The sequence below is a fragment of the Ruminococcus sp. YRD2003 genome (genome assembly GCA_900109435.1).
GTDB lineage: Bacteria > Bacillota > Clostridia > Oscillospirales > Ruminococcaceae > Ruminococcus > Ruminococcus flavefaciens_G.
Window position 1 is genome coordinate 14359 of the sequence record FNZT01000016.1, and the last position, 20625, is coordinate 34983.

20 protein-coding genes are annotated in these 20625 nt (G+C 53.3%); 1 reads left to right on the top strand and 19 read right to left on the bottom strand.

Annotation, left to right across the window (positions count from 1 at the left end; all coding sequences use genetic code 11):
• Positions 1-15: 15 nt before the first annotated feature.
• The 19 genes from BMX22_RS13090 to lon all read right to left on the bottom strand — a co-directional run bounded on the left by BMX22_RS13090 (position 16) and on the right by lon (position 19305).
• Complete coding sequence (locus BMX22_RS13090) at positions 16-843, bottom strand: FAD/NAD(P)-binding protein (protein ID WP_074742871.1); 828 nt, start codon at positions 841-843, stop codon at positions 16-18.
• Complete coding sequence (locus tag BMX22_RS13095) at positions 843-1862, bottom strand: 4Fe-4S dicluster domain-containing protein (RefSeq protein WP_074742872.1); 1020 nt, start codon at positions 1860-1862, stop codon at positions 843-845. Before BMX22_RS13095 ends, BMX22_RS13090 begins: the two co-directional genes overlap by 1 nt.
• Positions 1862-2833 (bottom strand): 4Fe-4S dicluster domain-containing protein, encoded by a 972-nt coding sequence (locus tag BMX22_RS13100; protein ID WP_074742873.1) that lies wholly within the window; start codon positions 2831-2833, stop codon positions 1862-1864. The genes BMX22_RS13095 and BMX22_RS13100 overlap by 1 nt, the downstream gene beginning before the upstream one ends.
• A complete protein-coding gene (locus tag BMX22_RS13105) occupies positions 2818-3258 on the bottom strand; it encodes a hydrogenase iron-sulfur subunit (RefSeq protein WP_074742874.1) in 441 nt (146 codons plus the stop codon). The genes BMX22_RS13100 and BMX22_RS13105 overlap by 16 nt, the downstream gene beginning before the upstream one ends.
• Positions 3249-5240 (bottom strand): CoB--CoM heterodisulfide reductase iron-sulfur subunit A family protein, encoded by a 1992-nt coding sequence (locus BMX22_RS13110; protein ID WP_074742875.1) that lies wholly within the window; start codon positions 5238-5240, stop codon positions 3249-3251. Before BMX22_RS13110 ends, BMX22_RS13105 begins: the two co-directional genes overlap by 10 nt.
• Before the next feature lie 15 nt (positions 5241-5255).
• Positions 5256-5639: a 4Fe-4S dicluster domain-containing protein gene (locus BMX22_RS13115; protein ID WP_074742876.1), complete on the bottom strand. Its 384-nt coding sequence runs from the start codon at positions 5637-5639 to the stop codon at positions 5256-5258.
• Positions 5632-6429 (bottom strand): CoB--CoM heterodisulfide reductase iron-sulfur subunit B family protein, encoded by a 798-nt coding sequence (locus BMX22_RS13120; RefSeq protein WP_074742877.1) that lies wholly within the window; start codon positions 6427-6429, stop codon positions 5632-5634. The genes BMX22_RS13115 and BMX22_RS13120 overlap by 8 nt, the downstream gene beginning before the upstream one ends.
• 220 nt (positions 6430-6649) lie before the next feature.
• The gene (gene fumC, locus BMX22_RS13125) at positions 6650-8026 is read right to left on the bottom strand and encodes a class II fumarate hydratase (protein WP_074742878.1); all 1377 of its coding nucleotides are present in this window, start codon (positions 8024-8026) and stop codon (positions 6650-6652) included.
• 444 nt (positions 8027-8470) lie between these two features.
• Complete coding sequence (locus tag BMX22_RS13130) at positions 8471-9106, bottom strand: redox-sensing transcriptional repressor Rex (protein ID WP_074742879.1); 636 nt, start codon at positions 9104-9106, stop codon at positions 8471-8473.
• A gap of 40 nt (positions 9107-9146) precedes the next feature.
• A complete protein-coding gene (locus BMX22_RS13135) occupies positions 9147-10358 on the bottom strand; it encodes an NADP-dependent isocitrate dehydrogenase (RefSeq protein ID WP_074742880.1) in 1212 nt (403 codons plus the stop codon).
• 40 nt (positions 10359-10398) lie between these two features.
• Positions 10399-10608, bottom strand: coding sequence for a hypothetical protein (locus BMX22_RS13140; RefSeq protein ID WP_074742881.1), 210 nt, complete (start codon positions 10606-10608; stop codon positions 10399-10401).
• A gap of 18 nt (positions 10609-10626) precedes the next feature.
• On the bottom strand, positions 10627-10974 hold the full coding sequence (locus tag BMX22_RS13145) for a hypothetical protein (protein WP_074742882.1): 348 nt from the start codon (positions 10972-10974) through the stop codon (positions 10627-10629).
• A gap of 1 nt (position 10975) precedes the next feature.
• Positions 10976-11158 carry a hypothetical protein gene (locus BMX22_RS13150; RefSeq protein ID WP_074742883.1) on the bottom strand — a complete coding sequence of 61 codons (183 nt, stop codon included), beginning with the start codon at positions 11156-11158 and terminating at the stop codon, positions 10976-10978.
• 35 nt (positions 11159-11193) lie between these two features.
• On the bottom strand, positions 11194-11946 hold the full coding sequence (locus BMX22_RS13155) for a TraX family protein (RefSeq protein WP_074742884.1): 753 nt from the start codon (positions 11944-11946) through the stop codon (positions 11194-11196).
• Positions 11946-13883 (bottom strand): aconitate hydratase, encoded by a 1938-nt coding sequence (locus tag BMX22_RS13160; RefSeq protein ID WP_074742885.1) that lies wholly within the window; start codon positions 13881-13883, stop codon positions 11946-11948. Before BMX22_RS13160 ends, BMX22_RS13155 begins: the two co-directional genes overlap by 1 nt.
• Positions 13884-14143: 260 nt before the next feature.
• The gene (locus BMX22_RS13165) at positions 14144-14416 is read right to left on the bottom strand and encodes a hypothetical protein (protein WP_074742886.1); all 273 of its coding nucleotides are present in this window, start codon (positions 14414-14416) and stop codon (positions 14144-14146) included.
• Positions 14409-15707, bottom strand: coding sequence for a diaminopimelate decarboxylase (lysA, locus tag BMX22_RS13170; RefSeq protein ID WP_074742887.1), 1299 nt, complete (start codon positions 15705-15707; stop codon positions 14409-14411). Before lysA ends, BMX22_RS13165 begins: the two co-directional genes overlap by 8 nt.
• Before the next feature lie 585 nt (positions 15708-16292).
• Positions 16293-16889, bottom strand: coding sequence for a ribosome biogenesis GTP-binding protein YihA/YsxC (yihA, locus tag BMX22_RS13175; RefSeq protein WP_074742888.1), 597 nt, complete (start codon positions 16887-16889; stop codon positions 16293-16295).
• 13 nt (positions 16890-16902) lie between these two features.
• Positions 16903-19305, bottom strand: a complete 2403-nt coding sequence (gene lon, locus BMX22_RS13180; protein WP_074742889.1) for an endopeptidase La — start codon at positions 19303-19305, stop codon at positions 16903-16905.
• Positions 19306-19683: 378 nt separating this feature from the next.
• On the opposite strand from lon, the gene BMX22_RS13185 reads away from it, so the two are divergent.
• On the top strand, positions 19684-20310 hold the full coding sequence (locus BMX22_RS13185) for a hypothetical protein (protein ID WP_143055536.1): 627 nt from the start codon (positions 19684-19686) through the stop codon (positions 20308-20310).
• Positions 20311-20625: the final 315 nt, after the last annotated feature.

Here is a 20625-nt window from a genome sequence, read left to right on the forward strand (position 1 = left end):
GAATAGTTCTCCTTATCAATACTCGTCGGGCAGCTCACCGAGCTGGTCGAAACGGAAAACGGGACCGTCCTTGCAGACGTACTTATTGCCGATATTGCAGCGTCCGCACTTGCCCACGCCGCACTTCATACGCAGCTCCATAGTGGTATAGACCTGCGTCTCGGTGAAGCCGAGCTCCTTGAGCCCCGCAAGCGTGAACTTTATCATTATCGGAGGTCCGCACACGAGCACGGTCTTGCTTGTGGAAGGAGCGAGCTCCTTGACGTAGTTGGGAACGAATCCGACGTGACCGTCCCAGCCCTCCTGCGGGTTGTCGATAGTGAGGTCGACCTCTATATTCGGGTCAGCCATCCACTCGTCGATTATCTCCTGATAGTCCACGAGGTCGTCCTTGGAGCGCGAGCCGTAGATGACCTGCACATCGCCGTAATTGGCGCGGTTATCGCGGACATAGTTGATTACGGAGCGGAGCGGCGCGAGACCGATACCGCCCGCGATAAAGAGGAGGTCCTTGCCCCTGAGGTCGCCCTCGACGGGGAAAGCGTTTCCGTACGGACCGCGGATAGTTATCTGCTGACCGACCTCCATAGCGTGGAGCCACTCGGTAAGGCAGCCGCACTTCTTTATGCTGAACTCCATGTACTCCTTATTTGTGGGAGATGAAGTGATAGAGAACATCGCCTCGCCCACTCCGGGGATAGAGAGCATCGCGCACTGACCTGGCATATGCTCGAAGACCTTGCCGCCCTCGGGAGCGACCACCCTGAACGTCTTGACGTCGGGGGTATCCTGCCTGATATCGGTAACAACGCCGATCTTCGGAATCAATGTATCGTTGTTCATCACTTAGCCTCCAATGCTTTCATTACCTTGACGATATTCATGGAAATGGGACATTTTGCGAGACATCTGCCGCAGCCCACACATCCGAACTCGCCGTCGTTGTTGGCGGGGAAGTACACGAGCTTGTGCATAAAGCGCTGACGGAAGCGTTCGAGCTGAGTCAGACGCGGATTTCCGTGCGCCATCTTTGTGAAGTCGGAGTACATACACGAATCCCAGCAGCGGAAGCGCTTGATGCCGTGCCCCGTGTTGAAGTCCTTGATATCGTAGCACTGACAGGTGGGACATACGAAGGTACAGGTGCCGCAGCCGAGACACGCCTCGGAGAGCTCCGCCCACTTGTCGGAATTGAAGTATTCGTTGAGCTTATCGCCGCCGAAATTCTCGGTCGAGAGCTTCGCGAGCGGGAGCCTGCCCATTATCTCTCTTGCCCTTGTCTGGACTTCCATAAGCTTGTCTGTATCGCCGTCCTCGAGGAATGAGGAAATGGACTCGACAAACTTCTCCCCCTTCTCGGTGTTGGCGAGGAAGAAGATGTTCTCGCCGTCGTCGAAGCAGGAAACGTCTCCGCCTGGGACAGTCGGGTCAATGCCGAATGTCTTGCAGAAGCAGGTCTCGGCGGGACGTGTACAAGCCATAGTAATGACAGTACCGTGGTCGCGGCGGTTCTTGTAGAAGGAGTCAACGGGCTCGCAGAGGAACACCTTATCGAGGATAGTGAAGCTCTTGGCGTCGCAGGCGCGCACACCGAAGATGACGAAATCCTCGCACTCCTCACGTATGTCCCTGACCTCGATATTCTTGCCCTCGAGCCTGAATTCGGCGAGGTTCTCGGTCTGCGGGAAGAAGAAGTCCTTGGCACTGCGGACGGTATTGAGCTCCTTAGTGAGCTTCATGCCGCTCTCGTACTTCTTATACTCAGCAGCGCCCTCCTCACGGTCGGTGGGGATATAGAGGTCCTGCTTTGCAGCGACGGCGTCGAACAGCTCATAGAGCCTTGCCTTTGAGATCTTCTGCATTACTCAACACCCCTTTCGTGAACGACAGACGGCTCGCAGTCGTCCTTGGTATAATCTGTAAGAGGCGCTCTTGAAGTAGTATCGGCGCCCGCCTGATACTCGCCGTAGAGCTCGTTTATATCCTTGATGAACTTTCGGTTGAGCAGGTGGAGCGGAATATGCTGCGGACAAACGCGCGAGCACTCGCCGCAGTCGGTACATCTTCCCGCAACGTGGAAAGCGCGGATGATGTGGAACATATTCTCCTCGAAGCTGTCAGCGGGAGCCTTGTTGTCGATACCCGACTTCGGGTTGTCGAACACGCAGTTCTCGCAGGTGCAGGCGGGACAAACATTCCTGCACGCATTGCAGCGTATGCACTTGGAAAGCTGGTCACGCCAGAAGTCGAAACGCTCCTGAGCGGACATATTCTCGAGCTTCTCCACCATCTCAAAGCGGTTGGAATCGAGCACATCTCCGTCCTCGCCGATGAGCTCGTCGAAAACGACGTGCTTCTTGCTCTTGCAGGACGCGCACTTGCCGAGCACAGCCTCATAGAACGGCATAGTCTGAGTGCCGTAGACAGTCTCTATTTTCAGAGTATAGTCCTCATTCTTCACACTGAGTATACCTGTAATGCCCTTTGCCTTTATCTTTTCGATGTCGAGCTTGGGACCGCCCTCAATGCCGATGACATAGACCTTCTCGCGGTCGATGCGGTGCTCCTTGACGAGCTGATTGAAGCTGTAGGTGTCGCAGGGCTTGAGGAAAGCGAGCACCCTGCCCTCCTTCTGAGTCTCCTTGACGAGGTACTTCGACACGTTCGCGGCGGTGAATTCGTCACAGACGAAATCCCTGTCGAGCTCTTCGGCGCTTGTGAACACAGCGGGAGTGATATCATACGTGAACTCTCCCCTCTTCCAGCCGATAACGCGATCAACGCTGCCGTCCGCGAGGAGCTCCTTTGCTCTTTTTATCATTGCTTCCTGCATCGTAAGTCCTCCAATCTCCTGTTAGGTCCGAGCGCCCTGACGTCCTCGGTGAACTGCTGCATGGTAGCCGCGAACTTAGCGCCCTCGGCAGCGGACACCCATTCAAGGCGGGTCCTGTTGCGCTCTATGCCGAGGAAGTCGAGCATACTGTACAGCAGGGTGATACGTCTGCGGGTGAAGTAGTTGCCCGAGGTGTAGTGGCAGTCACCGGGGTGACAGCCGCAGATGATAACGCCGTCAGCGCCCTTCTGGAAGGCGCGGAGAATGAACATGGGGTTCACTCTGCACGAGCATGGAACGCGGATTATCTTAACGTTTGTGGGATAATTCAGTCTGTTAGTGCCCGAGAGGTCAGCTCCCGCATACGAACACCAGTTGCAGCAGAAAGCGACTATAACAGGCTCAAAATTTTCATTTACTTGCATATTGCGTCTACCTCCGCCATTATCTGACTGTTAGAGAACCCGCTGAGGTCCATAGCACCCGAAGGACAAGCGACCGTACAAGCGCCGCAGCCCTGACAAACTGCAGGGTTTACGCTTGCCACGCGGCGCACCTTCGTGCTGCGGTCGGGCATTCTGAATTCCTTTTCGATATAAGTGATAGCGCCGTAGGGGCACACCTTTTCGCAGGACGAGCAGCCGTTGCACATGAGCTCGTCGGAGTGTGCAACACACGGGTTGCAGGTTATGCTGTTCTTGCAGAGCAGACCGATAGCCTTAGCGGCAGCGGCACTTGCCTGCGCGACGGTCTCGGGGATATCCTTCGGTCCCTGACAGGCACCCGAGAGGAAGATACCCGCAGTAGCGCTCTCCACAGGGCGGAGCTTGGGGTGCGCCTCGGTGAAGAAGTCGTTGGTATCCATCTGAGTGGTGAGCATCGTCGCGAGCGGACGGGCAGTCTTGTCGGGCTCGATAGCAGCCGCGAGAACGACCATATCCGCGTTGATGTGGAGCTGTTCATTCGCGAGCAGGTCAGACGCCTGAACATCTATCTTACCGTCTGACTTGGGCGTGACCTTTCCGACCATACCCTTGATGTAGTGAACGTTGTACTGCTCAACGGCGCGGCGGTAGAATTCATCGAAGTTCTTGCCTGGGGTACGCACGTCGATGTAGAATACGTAGACTTCTGTATCAGGGTACTTCTCACGTATGAGCATAGCGTGCTTTGCGGTATACATACAGCATATCTTCGAGCAGTAGGGCTTGCCCTTCTCGTCGTCGCAGCGCGAGCCTACGCACTGCACGAACACGATAGTATGCGGGTGGGTCTTGTCTGACGGACGCAAGAGCGTGCCGCCGTTGGGGCCTGCCGCATTCATGAGCCTCTCCAGCTCGAGCGAAGTAACAACATCGGGGCACTGATTGTACGCGAACTCGTCGTACTTGTCGAGCTTTATGGGGTTGAAGCCCGTAGCAACGACGATAGCACCGTACTGCTGCTCGATGAAGGAATCCTGCTGCTTGTAGTCGATAGCGCCAACGGAGCAGACCTTCGAGCACACGCCGCACTTGCCCGACTTCATCATCATGCAGTAGTTGGGGTCAATTGTCGCGACCTTGGGAACAGCCTGCGCGAACGGTATATATATAGCGGAGCGGTTATCGAGTCCCATATTGAACTCGTTAGGCACCTTTTTCATCGGGCACTTCTCTGTACAAAGACCGCAGCCCGTACACTTTGTCTCGTCAACGTAACGAGCCTTTTTCTTGATCTTGACTGTGAAGTTTCCGACGAAGCCCTTCACGTCCGCGACCTCGCTGAAAGAGTGTATCGTGATGTGCTCATTCTGCGAAGCCTCGACCATTTTCGGCGTAAGTATACAAGCGGCGCAGTCGAGCGTGGGGAAAGTCTTGTCTATCTGAGCCATCTTGCCGCCGATAGTGGGCTGCTTTTCAACGATATCGACGTCGAAGCCCGCCTCCGCGATGTCGAGAGCCGTCTGAATGCCCGCGATACCGCCTCCGATGACGAGAGCGCGCTTAACGACTGGGCTCTCCATAGAGGTGAGCGGCGTATTGAGTGCGACCTTCGCAACAGCCGTTCTGCCGAGGATAATAGCCTTCTCGGTAGCAGTAGCGATATCCTTGTGTATCCACGAGCACTGCTCGCGGATGTTGGCGATTTCAACGAGATACGGGTTCAGACCTGCGGAAGCCGCCGCCTTTCTGAACGTATTCTCATGCATACGGGGCGAGCATGAGCAGATAACGACGCCCGTGAGTTTCTGCTCCCTGATAGCGTTCTTGACGAGCTCCTGACCCGACTCCGAGCACATATACTGGTAGTCCTGAGAGATGACTACTCCTGGCTCATGACCGAGAGCCTCCGCAACAGCCTTAACGTCTACCGTAGCGGCGATATTGGTACCGCAGTGACAGACAAAAACACCTATTCTCTGCATAGCGCAGTCTCCTCCTTACTTAGCGTACTTTCGCATAGCGGTCACGATAGCCTGCTGAGGGAGGTCATCGTCGAGCAATGCGGGGATATCGGAAGGCTCGAGGCGGTTCCCGCCCTGCTGACGGACAGCCGCAAGGCGCACAGCCTCGACCACTCTTGCGGGCTCAACACCGCGCGGACACCTGTCGACGCAGGCGAAGCAGGTCAGGCACTTGTATATCGACTCCGACTTCATCAGCGTCCCGATATCGCCTTTTTCGACCATATACACGAACTGATGCGGATGATATTCCATTTCATCGTAGGAGGGGCAGGTCGCGGAGCACTTACCGCAGCGCATACATTTGAGCACATTGACTCCGCTCGAACGGAGCACCTGTTCCTTTAGGTTCTTATTCATTGCTTGCCTCCTTTAAGCCGAGAGCCTCGGCGAGAAGCTCGGTAAAGTAGTAAACGGGCAGGTCTGAGCCCGAATTCTTTTTAAGGTTGTACAGGCAGAGCGGACAGGCAGTGATGACCATTTCCGCGCCCATATCCTCAGCGGAGCCCATAACAGCGCCGCTTCTCTTCCGAGCCTGCGCCTTGTCCTCCATGGTGATGTAGCCGCCGCAGCACTCGTTTCTCTGCGCGTAGATGACGGGAGTACCGCCTATCGCGCGGATAAAGTCCTCGATGATGGTAGGATTCTCGGGGTCGTCCATCGCGAGAGCCTTTGCGGGTCTGAGGAGCAGACAGCCGTAATACGCGGCTATCTTTCTGCCCGTGAACGGGTTCACTACCTTCTCTTTGAGCTTGTCGAAGCCCACAACATCGCGGAGCATCTCGAGGTAGTGATAGACCTTGGTACCGCCCGTATAGGGCTCAGCGAGACCGAGGTAGTTGTTGACCTTAGCCGCCATTTCCTCGTCGCGGGAAATATCGTATTCGGTCTGTTTTATGACGTTGTGGCACGCGGAGCAGACCGTGATGAGGGGCTGCCCCGCCTCCTTAGCGGAGTTGAGCACTCTCACCGCAGAGAGCTTTGTAGCTATCTCGTCCTTGGCTGTAGTATAAGCGCCGCCGCAGCACTGCCAGTCGGCGGGCTCTTCGAGAGCTATACCGAGCGCCTCTGCGGAGGCACGGGCATAGGCATCGAGGTCTTTCGCCTTAGTGCGGAGCGTACAGCCTGGGTAATATGTAAATGTTTCCATAGCACATTCCTTTCTAATGCGTAATGCATAATTCATAATTGGGATACGTTATTCCGAAAAGCATTCTGTAGGGGCGCATTCCGTGCGCCCGACAGCCATTGACGGCAATTGCGGGCGAGCGGAACTCGCCCCTACAAATCATTTCAGATTCGTCCGCGCAAGCGGACACCGCAATTATTCACTATTCATTATTCACTATCTGATACGTCCTTTGGACGTATCAGACCATTTTCTCGGGGTGGAACACCTCGTCGAACTTCTCCGCTGTGAGGAATCCGAGCTCCACGCACGCTTCCTTGAGGGAGATATTGTCCTTGAACGCCTTCTTTGCGGTCTTGGCGGCATTCTCGTAGCCGATATAGGGATTGAGTGCCGTCACGAGCATGAGCGAGTTGTGGAGGTTGTGGTGCATCTTCTCCTTATTCGCCTTTATGCCGACCGCGCAGTTCTTGTTGAAGCTGAGTATCGACTCAGCGAGCAGTCTTGCCGACTGGAGGAAGTTGTACGCGCATACGGGCATGAACACATTGAGCTCGAAGTTGCCCTGTGAAGCCGCCATACCTACAGCGACATCGTTGCCCATGACCTGTACCGCGACCATAGTTACCTGCTCGCACTGAGTGGGATTGACCTTGCCGGGCATGATAGAAGAGCCGGGCTCATTCTCGGGGATGAATATCTCACCGAGACCGTCTCTCGGACCCGAGGCGAGCCAGCGGACGTCGTTGGCGATCTTCATCATATCGGCGGCGAGAGCCTTGAGCGCACCGTGTGCAAAGACGATCTCGTCCTTGGAAGTGAGCGAGTGGAACTTATTGGGAGCAGTCACAAACTTCTTTCCCGTGAGCTCGCTGATAGCCTCAGCGGACTTCTCAGCGAAGCCCGCAGGAGCATTAAGTCCCGTACCCACGGCAGTACCGCCGAGCGCGAGCTCCTTGAGCTCCTCACACGAAGAAAGTATCATCTTCCTGTCCTTTTCGAGGGAAGCTCTCCAGCCGCTTATCTCCTGCGAGAACTTGATAGGAGTAGCGTCCTGAAGGTGGGTGCGTCCGCTCTTTACAATGCCCTCATTCTCGGCTTCGAGGCGCTTGAAAGTCTCGACGAGGGTATCTATCGCGGGCACGAGCTTATCCTCGAGAGCGATGACCGCGGCGATATGCATAGCCGTAGGGAAAGTATCGTTTGAGGACTGGCTCATATTGATGTCATCGTTGGGGTGGAGGAGCTTGCTGCCCGCTATTTCATTACCTCTGTTGGCGATGACCTCATTCGCGTTCATATTGGACTGCGTACCGCTTCCCGTCTGCCATACAACGAGCGGGAAGTGGTCGTTGAGAGCACCGCTGATGACCTCGTCGCACGCCTGAGAAATGGCGCTGAGCTTCTCGTCGGTCATCTTTTCGGGCTTAACGGCATGATTGGCGACAGCGGCAGCTTTTTTGAGGATACCGAAAGCGTGGGTGATTTCGCGCGGCATAGTCTCGATACCGACGCCGATGAGGAAATTCTCGTGGCTTCTCTCGGTCTGAGCCGCCCAGTACTTGTCAGCGGGCACTTTGACCTCGCCCATAGAGTCATGTTCGATACGATAATCCATAGTTGAACTCTCCCTTTTCCGAAGTAATAATTATTCTAATAATAAGTATATCAGCGATATCCCGCGAATTCAAGAGCGGATTCAGCATAGCGATATACGGATATTGATATAATATTAACAATGTTTATCTGTTCTGTCGGCGTGACATATGTTTATATATTCCAGAATATGCTGCAACATATTTTTCGCGCGGCAAAACTGCATAATATATTTTGTCACAGTCAGGCAGTTCCGTGCGCAATGCACATACCACAGCGGCACACTCGCAGGAAAATGATAGACAAAGGCTCTCATTCCCGACCGCAGTCCGCCCATTCTCAGTCATAACTCAACGGCATAGCAGCATAACCATTCCGATATGTCGCAGCTGCGAGATTGACAAAAAAATCACATTTTCCAAACATTACCAAAACACAGAATGCAGGGAAAACCCTGCACCTGATACTATTCGTCCGACGTATTGATGCAGTATGAGAGCGTAGTCAGGCTGTCGCCGAGGTGAACGTTCTCAACCGCAACGTCCTTGTGAGTGACGCGCAGGTCATAGTGCGTGAAATTCCAGAACGCGCGTATGCCGTAGCTGATAAGGCGCTCGACCTCCTTCTCCGCGGCCTCGCGGGGGATGCAGAGGATAGCCGCCTCGGGCTTATGCTCCCTGCAAAAGCCCTCGATATCGGCAACGCTCATAACGGTGAGCTCGCCTATTCTCTTGCCGACAAGCTGAGGATTAGCGTCAAAAATGCCGATGAGGTCGAAGCCCCTGTTGCGGAAGTCGATATGGGAGGCAAGAGCACGTCCGAGGTTGCCTGCTCCGAGAAGTATCATCGGAGTCTGCTTGTCGAGACCGAGGATCTTGCCTATCTCGGCTTTGAGTCCCGTCACATTGTAGCCGTAACCCTGCTGACCGAACTCGCCGAAGCAATTGAAATCCTGACGTATCTGCGAGGCAGTGAGCCCCATTTTCTCCGCGAGCTCGCGAGAGGAGATACGAACATAGCCGTTCGCCTCAAGGTCGCCGAGGAAGCGGTAATACCGCGGCAGACGTCTGATAACCGAATTAGAGATAGCGCTTTTTGCCATTTTAAAAATAAGCCTCACAATCTATGCGGAAAACCGCCAATTACATCAAGCTGTCAAGTCTGACTTTAATTTCGTCAAGGAAAGTCTTTGAATCCACCTTACGCTTGTTATCAAGCTTAGAGATGAGGAAGAGGTCGCCTGTCATAACGCCGTCCTCAATGGTCTTGATAGTAGCCTTCTCGAGCTTGTCCGCGAAGTCGCAGAGCTCGGGAGTCCCGTCGAGCTCGCCTCTCTTGCGGAGAGCGCCGCTCCATGCGAATATGGTAGCAACGGAGTTTGTGGAGGTCTCCTCGCCCTTGAGGTACTTGTAGTAGTGGCGCTGAACAGTTCCGTGAGCAGCCTCATACTCATATATACCGTCGGGAGAAACGAGCACGGAAGTCATCATCGCGAGCGAACCGTAAGCAGTCGATACCATATCGGACATAACATCGCCGTCATAGTTCTTGCAAGCCCAGATATAGCCGCCGTTAGAGCGGATAACGCGGGCAACGGCGTCGTCGATGAGGGTATAGAAGTATTCGATGCCTGCCGCCTCATACTTCTCCTTGTACTCATTGTCATATATCTCCTGGAAGATGTCCTTGAAGCGGTGGTCGTACTTCTTGGAGATAGTGTCCTTGGAAGCGAACCACACGTCCTGCTTGAGGTCGAGACCGTAGTTGAGGCAGGCTCTTGCGAAGCCCGCGATAGAATCGTCGAGGTTATGAAGACCCTGGATGATACCGTCGCACTTTGTAAAATCGTGGATGAGCTCGCGAGTCTCGTTGCCGTTCTCATCGGTGACAACGAGCTCAGCCTTAGAGCCCTTAGCAACGCGCATCTCGGTATTCTTGTAAACGTCGCCGTAAGCGTGACGAGCGATAGTGATAGGCTTTGTCCACGTAGGGATATAGGGCTCGATGCCCTTCACGATAATAGGTGTACGGAACACCGTACCGTCGAGAGCCGCACGGATAGTACCGTTAGGCGACTTCCACATCTGCGTGAGGTTATACTCGGGCATTCTTGCCGCATTGGGAGTGATAGTCGCGCACTTGACAGCCACGCCGTACTTCTTTGTAGCCTCCGCGGAATCGAGAGTGACCTGGTCCTTGGTCTCCTCGCGGTGCTTGAGCCCGAGGTCGTAGTACTCGGTATTGAGCTCCACATAGGGTTCAAGGAGAGTTTCCTTTATCCACTGCCAGAGGATACGTGTCATCTCGTCGCCGTCCATTTCGACGAGAGGAGTTTTCATAGTAATTTTAGCCATTGGTTCAGACCTCCAAAAAAATATTTACCGCAAAAGCGGGTCATGTTACAAACATAAGTGCGAGCATCGCGACGATAGCCGCGCCGAAGGATATCTTGTCGATGAGTTTGTCGTCGACATTTTTGATGATTTTCGGCAGAGTCAGTCTCAGCACGACATACAGCACCATAGCACAGCCGAGTATCGCGAAGTCCTTAGCCGTCCAGTGGCGATGTCTCAGCCGAAACATAAGAGTTTCGGATAGAAGCATATCATTCTCCTCTCAGTATCACCTATTTTTCTCATAAACCGCCACAACAGCGAAAAACACTGCGAGTACCGCGAACATAGAGCCTATCTCGGTGAAGTCGGCGAGCATCTCCGAATGGTTCGAGGTGAGGTTGAAACGCTCGTAAAACCGTTGTGTAAGGTCATGCAGCTTCTTCCCGACAAGGCTGAACAGAAAATATACCACTATCACCGCAGCAACCAGAAAAACAGCACTTATGCCGTTGACCAGTTCGGGCAGATATGAACCGAAAAACATCAGTACAAGCAGCCATGCGACCATAGACATTATCGCCGCGTATATGCAGCCCGGCTGATATCTTTTCCATCCTTTAAGAGTAGTCTTCATATCATTTCAGAAGCGGCAGAGCGACCGCCACAGTCATCCCCGCGATAATGAGTGCCCCGATGATATCGACCGCGGCAGCGAAGCCCTTCCAGCCTCCCGCACGGATATGCCGATAGACATTGAGACACCATGCGAGGAACATGAGCACGAACAGAAACACCAGAAAAACTACCATTCCTCTCATAGCTGCACCTCCCGCGGCTGCCGTCACCGAAACACTTATAACTTATACTTGATAAGACCGAGCACAAACAGATGTGCGGGGTAAAAAACATAAAAGAACCATTTCGACAGCTTTCTGAGCTTACCGCCGCCTCTTTCGCCGTTATACAGCATTATCACACCCACAGGCAAGGCAAGTCCGAGCACATACCACTTAGCCGTAAAGACCGAAATATCGTTTGCAGCGTCCAATATGAGCGGCAGTATCACCCTCACAAAAGCGACCGCGAAGTAAGCGAGCACCTGAACGCTCTTATTCCCCCGCGCAAACTCAAACGCAAGCACGAACAGCACTCCTGTCATGCCCCAGTCGCAGAACGACGCGAAATACAGCACCGCGAGCAGCATAGGCAGCTTCATCGCCTTGTCCACTCTGTCGGTATTGACGATATGCACAGCCAGCAGCGAGAGCAGGAGCGTCGTTATGACGCTTTCCTTCGCGATGACGAACATCGTCCCGTTGCAGGCATAGGTGAAAGCAAAATGCGAGATGAAGGCGAAGATGCCGAGCCTCAGAAAATACTTTTTGAGATCCCGCGTATGGTGATAGCCCTCAGAGATAAAGAAGCACATCACAGGAGCCGTGATACGGCCGAAAAAGCGCATTATACCGTATATCAGCAGATCGGAAGGAACAAGCAGTACCGCGATATGGTCACACAGCATTGCGAGTATCGCGATATATTTCAATCCCGAGCCTGTCAGCCCGAACTCTCTTTTTCCGCCTTGAACAGTACCCGCACCGTCCATTACTTCATCGACTCTCTTGTATAGTCGAGCAGACCGCCCGCGAGCATGATATCCTTAGTACGACCCGAAAGCTCGCAGAGAACGGGTATCTCGGCACCATTGGTCTTATTTACGACAGTGAGTTCGCTCCTGCCGTCGGCAACAGCCTTTCTCACGTCAGCGAGAACGAGCTGATCGCCCTGATTTATCTTGTCATAGTCAGCCTCATTCACGAAAGTGAGCGGGAGAATGCCGGCGTTGATAAGGTTTGCACGATGGATACGTGCAAACGACTTAACGAGCACAGCCTTGACTCCGAGGTAGAGCGGAGCGAGAGCCGCGTGCTCACGCGACGAGCCCTGACCGTAGTTGGAGCCTCCGACGATGATGCTCTTGCCGAGGGACTTAGCTCTCTCGGGGAACTGCTCATCGCAGACAGCGAAGCAGAACTGGCTTATTTTCGGGATATTCGAGCGCAGAGGAAGTATCTTCGCACCTGCGGGCATGATGTGGTCGGTAGTGATGTTGTCGCCGACCTTGAGTGAAACAGGCGCGTCGATAGTCTCGAGGAGCGGAGCTGTCTCGGGGTAGGGCTTTATGTTGGGTCCGCGGAGTATCTCCACGCTGTCCATTTCCTCAGCGGGAGCGGGCGGAACGATCATATTGTCGTTGATAGTGAACTCCTCGGGGAGCTTGAAATCGGGCATATCGCCGAGCTCACGCGGGTCGGTGAGGAAGCCTGTCAGAGCGGAAGCCGCCGCCATTTCAGGCGAAACGAGGTAGATCTGACCGTCCTTGGTTCCCGAGCGTCCCTCGAAGTTTCTGTTGAAAGTACGGAGCGAGATACCCTTTGAGTTAGGCGACTGTCCCATGCCGATGCACGGACCGCAAGCCGACTCAAGAATACGCGCACCCGCGTCGATAAGAGTAGCGAGGGCACCGTTCTGAGCCATCATATTGAGCACCTGCTTTGAGCCTGGAGCGATAGCGAGCGAAACATCGGGGTGAACGGTCTTGCCCTTGAGTATATGAGCGACCTTGAGCATATCGAGGAGAGAAGAATTCGTACATGATCCGATGCAGACCTGGTCTATCTTGAGCTTTCCGATCTCCTCAACGCTCTTGACGTTATCGGGAGAATGCGGACAAGCGGCAAGAGGAACGAGCTTGCTGAGGTCGATATCGAGCTCCTCGTCGTAAACTGCGTCGGGGTCGGCTGCGAGCGGAGTCCAGACCTCCTCACGCTTCTGAGCCTTGAGGAACTGCTTAGTCACCTCGTCGGAGGGGAAGATAGAGGTCGTAGCACCGAGCTCGGCGCCCATGTTTGTGATAGTGGCACGCTCGGGGACAGAGAGCGTCTTAACGCCCTCACCGACGTACTCGATGACCTTGCCGACGCCGCCCTTAACGGAGAGACGTCTGAGCACTTCGAGGATAACGTCCTTTGCAGACACCCACGGACTGAGCTTGCCTGTGAGGTTCACTTTTACCACCTTGGGGCAGGTTATGTAGTAAGCACCGCCGCCCATAGCAACAGCGACATCGAGACCGCCCGCACCGATAGCTATCATACCGATACCGCCGCCTGTGGGGGTATGGGAGTCAGAGCCGATGAGGGTCTTGCCGGGAACACCGAATCTCTCGAGGTGGACCTGGTGGCAGATACCGTTGCCGGGGCGCGAGAAATAGATGCCGTGCTTCTTGGCAACACTGCCGATGAAGCGGTGGTCATCAGCGTTCTCGAAGCCGTTCTGGAGCGTATTGTGGTCGATATAAGCGACCGAGCGCTCGGTCTTAACGCGCGGAACACCGATAGCCTCGAACTCGAGGTAAGCCATAGTACCCGTAGCGTCCTGAGTGAGGGTCTGATCGATGCGAATGCCTATTTCCTGTCCTTTTACGTACTCGCCGTCGACGAGGTGAGCCTTTAATATCTTTTCGGTAAGAGTTGAACCCATAGATATCAGTCCTTTCAAACATATATATATACATTTTACTACTTTTCACAAAGTTTGTCAAGAATTAAACAAGGGAGTAAACACATATAGTTAGCAACTGCTAATCGCCAGTCGTATTCTCCCGTATCAAAACCAAAAGGGCGGACGAAGGGGAGCCCCCTCTGGCGGATCGCAGGTTACCAAATATGAGCCGTTACTTTACGGCTCGGTAGCCCATTTTTTTCCGCTAAGGAGAGCAGCCTCATATCCACCCTTTGTTATCAGAAAATACTGCCTATCGTTCCGTTCATACGAAGCACCGAATACACCACCAGCACGAAGATGATACCGCCAATCAAGCCATATTTGTCCATTCTGCGGCGTTCGCGCCTGTATTTCGTGTAAGATGGCTCCTGATGGAACACCATCGGAGCAAACTGCCCGTTTTCCCGAACATCGTCCATGTGCTTGTCAAACCTGTGCATCTTTAACAGCAGGAAACACATCAGAGCAATTATCGCGAATGCAAGCAGCACATCGAGGTGCTCAGACATCGTTCCTGATGATATCGTCGAGCGACTCACGGCGTACGCCGATACGAGCCTCACCGTCCTTAACAAAGACAACGGCAGGGCGCTGGAGCCTGTTATAGGTCATCGCCATGGAGAAGTTATACGCCCCCGTAGCGAGAACAGCGATGATATCGCCCGATTCAGCGTGCTGCAAGGGCATATTCTCGCCGATGAGGTCGCCGCTCTCGCAGCATCTTCCCGCGATAGTGACCTTCTCATCGCGCGGCTGATCGGCTTTATTTGCAACGACCGCCTCATACTCGGACTGATAGAGGATATAGCGCGGATTATCGGGCATACCTCCGTCCACTGAGATATATGTACGAATGTCGGGAATGACCTTGCGCGCACCGACCTTATACAGTGTGATACCCGCCGAGCCGACGATAGCGCGGCCGGGCTCGATATACATTCTCGGCTGAGCTATGCCGAGCTCCGCACACTGAGCCTTGACTACGGCTGAAACGCGCTCGATGAACTTCTCAAACGGCTCGGGGTCGTGCTCGGTGAGGTACTTGATACCGAAGCCGCCGCCGAGGTTGAGCCCTTTTATCTCGTAGCCGAGCTCGTTCTTGACCTTCGCGATGAAGCCGAGCATAGTCTTAGCCGCCTCTTCAAATGGCTCGATGTCGAAGATCTGCGAGCCGATGTGGCAGTGAACGCCGTAAAACACGACATTCCCGCAGGAAACAGCCTCTTTCACAGCCTCGAACGCCTCGCCCGTTTCGAGCGCGAAGCCGAACTTGCTGTCTATCTGACCGGTGAGCACCTTTTCGTGGGTGTGAGCCTCGATACCGGGCTTGATGCGGAACATGATATGGGGCTTTTTGCCCATATCCTTGGCGATAGCCTCAAGCCTGTGAAGCTCGGGGATATTGTCGACGATTATGTGACCGACGCCGACCTCGAGGCAGTATCTGAGCTCCTCGTCGGACTTGTTATTGCCGTGGAATCCGACCTTTTCCATGGGGAAGCCCGCCTTTACGGCTGTGTAGAGCTCGCCTATGGAGACAGCGTCGAGACCGTCGCCCTCGCTTGCGACGATGCGGCACATCTCCATGCAGGAGAAAGCCTTGCTTGCGAAGTGGACTTCTCCCCTGCCCTCGTAGAACTTGTTCATGCTGTCGTGGAAGCGGCGGAGGTTTTCGCGGATGAGGTTTTCGTCCATAACGTAGAGCGGAGTTCCGTACTGCTGGGCGAGTTCTATTGTGTCAGCTCCGTCTATGGTCAGGTGTCCCTTAGCATTGACGCCAAGATTTTCCGATACGAACATATCTATCATTCCTTTCATAAGTAAGGGGCGCGGAGAAATCTTCCGCATTGAATAAACTTAAGCGCGAACATCGGGTTCCAAGGGACTGTGTCCCTTGGCAGGTCAAGGGCAGAGCCCTTGCAGGGTGTGGGGCAGCGCCCCACGACGGAGTGCGCTCTGCAAGGGGATGAATTTCAAAACAGTCCAGTGGACTGTTTTGAAAGAGGGGAGGCTCTGCAAGAGAGAGCCTCCCCTTGCGGAAGTTCTCAGTTGCTATGTCCGCGGAATTATTCCGCGCAAAATAACAATACCGCTTGTATTATTATTTCAGAAACAGCAGATATCGTGTTCGCAAACAATTCACTGGATTGTTTGCGAAGAGCGGCTTTTGCTTAATAATGAGAGTGTTTCGCCGCCATAGACGGCGACTAAGGGCTTTGCCCTTAGAACCCACCAAGGGCGCTGCCCTTGGAACCTGCGGGGCTCTGCCCTCGACCCGCAAGCCTTTGAAAAGGCTTGAGCGAAACTTTTGGTTTCGCGCCGTAATTGATTCAAAACGGTGGATACCTCCGCGCAGGTGGTATCGGGGACACCGTCCCCTACATATCAGTCCCCGGTCACGTCCTCGACTATCTGCCGAAGCTCGTCCACGCCCTCGAAAGTCATGGACGAGAACGGTACGCAGTGTATATCGTCAAAGCACGGTATCTCATCCCTGAAAGCTTCCATGCGCTTCTCACGCTCGGACTTTTTGAGCTTGTCCGCCTTGGTGAGGACGATGACGAACGGCATTTCGGTATCTATCAGGTAGTTTATCATGTCCACGTCGTCCTTGGTGGGAGCGTGGCGCATATCCACAAGCATGAATACCAGCCGTATATCGCGGTCAGAGCCGAGGTAACCCTCGATGAGCCCCGACCAGCGTTCCTTTTCGGACTTCGCGACCTTCGCGTATCCGTAGCCGGGGAGGTCCACAAAATAGATATTTTCCAGCCCGTAGAAGTTGATAGTCGCCGTCTTGCCGGGGACCGAGCTGACTCTCGCGAGGTTCTTACGGTTAAAGAGCTTGTTTATGAGCGTGGATTTTCCCACGTTTGAATGTCCCGCAAACGCAATCTCCATGCGCTCGGGAGCTGGTATCTGGGAGAACTTCCCGTACGCGGCGACAAATTCCGCTTTGTTGTAGTTGAGCTTCACGGTCATCCTCCTTTTCGTGTCAGTTTGCCACAGCCGCAGACGCGTTCTTTGCAGGTCTGCCGCGCCTGCGCTTGACAGGCTGCTTTATAAGCGCCGTATCGAGCACCTTCGCGAGGTCGTCCGCGTATACGAACTCAATGGCGTTCTTGACGACATCGTCTACCTCCTCGAGGTCGGGCTTGTTTGCGACGGGGATTATCACCGTGCCTATCTCAGCCTTGTAAGCCGCCATGGTCTTCTCGCGCAGACCGCCTATCGGGAGCACTCTTCCGTGGAGGGTTATCTCGCCTGTCATAGCCACATCGGCTCTCACGGGCATACCCGACAGCGCCGAAACGAGCGCAGTAGTCATCGTAACTCCCGCGGAAGGACCGTCCTTGGGGACAGCACCCTCGGGAGCGTGTATGTGAATGTCGTTGTTCTTGTAGAAATCGGGGTCTATGCCGTACTTGTCGGCAACACTTCTCACGTAGCTGACCGCTATCTTCGCGCTCTCCTTCATGACGTCGCCGAGCGAGCCCGTCACCTCTATCTTGCCCGTGCCTTTGAGCACGATGACCTCGAGCGGCATCAGCACTCCTCCGACGCTCGTCCACGCAAGCCCGTTGACCACACCGACCTGATCCTTCTGGGAGAGGAGGTCGGGCAGATACTTCTTCACACCGAGCCAGTCCTGAAGCTCCTTAGCCTTGACGGTCACGCGCTTGGCGTCGCCCGATGCTATCTTCTTGGCAGCCTTTCTGCAAAGCGAAGCGATGGACCTTTCAAGGGTACGCACACCCGCTTCCTTGGTGTAATACTGTATGATGTCGTGTATCGCAGCGTCCTCTATTTTGAGCTGAGTGCCCTTCAGACCGTGCTCCTTGAGCTGCTTGGGAACAAGGTGCTCCTTTGCGATGTGGAACTTCTCCTCCGCTGTATAGCTCGGGAGCTCTATCAGCTCCATACGGTCGAGGAGAGGCGCAGGTATCGCGGAGACGTTATTGGCGGTGGTGATGAACACGCACTTGCTCAGGTCGAACGGCACTTCGATGAAGTGGTCGCGGAAGGCGTTGTTCTGCTCGCTGTCGAGCACTTCGAGCATCGCGGACGACGGGTCGCCCTTGATATCGCTGCAAAGCTTGTCTATCTCGTCAAAGAGTATCAGCGGATTTGCCGAGCCTGCCTGCTGGAGAGCAGTTATGATACGTCCGGGCATAGCGCCTACGTAGGTCTTTCTGTGACCTCTTATATCAGCCTCATCGCGCACGCCGCCGAGAGAAACTCTCGCGTACTTGCGTCCCATAGCCTTGGCTATAGACTTGGCAATGGAGGTCTTGCCTATTCCGGGAGGTCCCGCAAGGCAGATTATCTGTCCCTTTATCTCGGGGTTGAGCATATGCACGGCAAGGAACTCGAGAATGCGCTCCTTGACCTTTTTGAGCCCGTAGTGGTCCTTTTCGAGGATATCCTCGGCCTTGTCCATGGATATCTTTGCCTTTGTGTACTTGTTCCACGGCAGGTCGAGCACGGTGTCGAGGTAGTTCTTGATGACGAACGCCTCCTGTGACGACGGCGGGAGCTTGCCGAGCTTATCCGCCTCTTTCAGGAGCTTTTCGGTATTCTTCTTGTCGAGTTTAAGGCTGTAGATGTCGTTGATATACTCGAAGACCTCGTCGCCGTCGTCCTCGCCGAGCTGTTCCTGGATTATCCTCATCTGCTCGCGGAGGTAGTATTCCTTCTGTCCCTTGTCTATGCTGTTCTTGGTCTGTTCGTTGATGAGGTTCTCGAGCTCGAGTATCTCCACCTCCGAGGACAGGCACGCAAAGAGCACCGACAGCTTGTTGAGGATATTTGTCTCCTCGAGGAGCGTCTGCTTATCGCGGTAGTTGAGGTTGCAGTTGAACGTGACCGCCTCAAAGAGCTTGTAGGGGTCGTCCTGTGTCATCACGGACGTAAGGAGCTCCTTCGGCATCTTCGGGAAGTACTGGGAATAGCGCTCGAAGACGTCCTTCACGGAGCGCATGAGAGCCTCCGTCTCGACCTCGTCGACCTTTGCCCGCGAATATGTGGGCATACGCTTGACTTCCGCCTTCAGCGTTTCGCCGTCGTCTATGAGACGTATCAGGCTTGCCTTGTAAACGCCCTCAACGAGGACTTTCATGATATTGTCTGGGAGCTTGAGCACCTGCTTTATCTCCGCGACCACGCCGACTTTGTACACATCGGTAGCCTTGGGATTTTCGACATAAGTCTCATGCTGAGTTACAAGGAAGAGCTTGCCGCCCTCTTTGAGAGCCATTTCTATCGAATCCACGGATTTCTGGCGTGCGACGTCGAAATGCATGACCATTTTCGGAAATGCCACGAGACCGCGCATAGCCACGGCGTAGAAGATGTTGCCGTTGTCTGTATTTTTATCGCTTTTTCTTGTCTGTTCCATTTTTCACCTAATCCCTTTGGTATCGGTATTTGCCTGTTTTTCCGCAGTTTGTGCTGTTAAAGCCCGCGGTTGAACTATATTATAGCATATTTTCAAGTAAAATGCAACCGCACAGCAAAAAGTTCATATTCCTATCACCTTTTACACATTATCGCCGCAGGCTATACCCCCTGCCCCGCCTGAACACCGTCCTGTGGCTGTTACCGCAAAAAATGATAAATGTAACAGATAAAGTGATAATAATAACCTTTACTCTTCCCTCACATTTCGTTATAATATGGGTAAAGGATCACGAACGGAGGGTGTGCCATTAAAAAGCTGATAACAATAATAATGGCAGCAGTAATGACGGGAATGCTGTTGTGTACGGGATGTAGTATGAAACGGGTAGACTATGAAGCGGTATTGTTAGATTACCTGAGCAATCGCTACCCAGATGACAATTTCACGGTCTCTTCCAATCAGCTTACCACCGAGGGAAACAATCCGAATTTATTTTCCGTTTATTTTCGCAGTGAAAGATTCCCTGATGAGGGAATTAAAGCATGGGCGGAAAAAGTTGATGGGAAGTACAATTTTGAAGATAATTATATGAAATATTATCTGCAAAACGATATCGAAGCTTATGTGCATGATATCGCAGAAAAAAGCTTTGGAGAGTGTAAGGTGTTTGTGGATTTCAGCAATTATCGCCATTGCTTGCCTGAATCTTTTCCTACGGATGCAACCGCTGAGGATTTTTTGAAAACAGGAGAAGCCTGCTATTTTGTTGTTTTTGTTTCTCCGGGACACATTTCATTGCAGGATGCAAGGGAAGAACTTAAGAATTATAAATCTGAGCTTGAAAAATGTGAGTTTGAAAATATTGGTTCCGCTGTTTATATTCTTCCTGATATTGAATCGTTTGAGAAAACAGATTCAGTTAATGGACCGACAGGAAGGTTCCATGATATGGAGAATTATGATTGGGTGGGCAGCTTAAAAAGTGTTGAAATGAACGAATAGGAGATAGTGGATAATCATGGATAAATTTTTGAAGAACATGGAGGTGTTCCCTGCAAGTGGTGTCGGGTGGACGGTTTGTCAGGCGCGGACGCACAGTGAGCATTGCTTTAGCGCTTTGCAGCTTTAAAAGAACTAATGTTCCACGTGGAACATTCCGCTCTGACACCGCTTTTTTCACTCAAAAACTGCATTTTTCAGGTAAAAATACAACTATTTTTATGCCTCCCGAACTCTTTAACACTTCACAGCGGTAAATGAGCAGACGCTGCACGCAAAAACTTTCCGCTCCCCAATAATTTTTTCTCAAATCTTGCA